The following is a 1,159-nucleotide window of genomic DNA, read 5'->3' on the forward strand; positions in this document are numbered from 1 at the left end:
CGTATCACCGCCGGCGTCGTCAGGCCCGCCTGGGCCGTTTGACGCCCATCGAGTTCGAGACCATCATGAACGAAGACCTGGCCCTCGCGGCCTAACTGGAACTGTCACCTGTTCCTACATCAGACCCTACTCGCGGCAGGGCTAGCAACGTTGTTAGCCGCGGGGATGGTCGCAGTTGGGGGAAGCCCTGCTTTGGCCGATGGTGCAAATGGTGAGATTCGCGGATATTTGTGGCCCGGCGGGAACAATATCCCGAACTGGGAGGGTACTTACCGTATGCCTGACGGCCAGGAAGCCTGGTGCGCATCCATCTGGTCACCCGAACCCATTCACGCTGATGCGTATGGGGAAGCGGTGACACTGACCATGAACGATGGCTCACCGATGTCGCCTGCGGATATGCAGACACTCGCATATGTGGTGTCTGCTGCGAGTGATGCCGTGCTGTACCAGGAAGGCAAGGTCGCAGACGATCATGCCGCGGCCGCCGCGGTCATCATCCATGACATGACGAACTCAAACCCTGCGGTCTACGACCCCGAGTGGCCACTTGCAGCGTTTGATGACAATGAAGACCCAGCCGGAACGGGTCAGATTACGACGGCTGTTCGCGGTGTTTACAACACCCTGCTCAGCGATGCCGCACTCTATTCTGGTCAGTGGCAGATCGTGTGGGACGCGGTACCAAGCGACCTCGTCGTCGGTGACTCAGTCCAGCTCTCGGGCACTCTTTCAACAATCTCCAGTACCCCGATTCCCAATAGGGAACTGCGAATCGCTGCTTCCGGGATTGATCTCGACGCGGCCACCGCATCGACTGATGCGACCGGCCGGTTCGAAGTAACCGGTCTCGTGCAAAGCACAAGTGGAAGCGTGACAGCCTCGATCACATCCCCGGCCACAACGGTCATGATGCGTGAACCTGTGAGCTGGCCGTCCGGTGATCGCCCGCAGAACATGATTCTTATCGACGACAGCCCACTCGAGTCCGCCATACCATTCGAGGCAGAAGTTGCCCCGGCTATTGGGACCTCTGCGCGTGATCAGGCTGACGGTGACCGAATCATCCCGGCTGATGGTGGCACGGTGATCGACACGGTTACATACGAGGGGCTGACGCCGGGGGTCGAATACACCCTCGAAGGTGAACTCTACGACA

General features: G+C 59.4%; 1 protein-coding gene. It reads left to right on the forward strand.

All coding sequences use genetic code 11. The features are described 5' to 3' along the window. Positions 1–276: 276 nt before the first annotated feature. Positions 277–1,159: VaFE repeat-containing surface-anchored protein (locus J4H91_RS15370; protein WP_208047121.1), on the forward strand; the 883-nt coding region annotated here is incomplete at its 3' end.

Origin of the sequence: Leucobacter ruminantium, assembly GCF_017565705.1 — a bacterium.
Taxonomy (GTDB): domain Bacteria; phylum Actinomycetota; class Actinomycetes; order Actinomycetales; family Microbacteriaceae; genus Leucobacter; species Leucobacter ruminantium.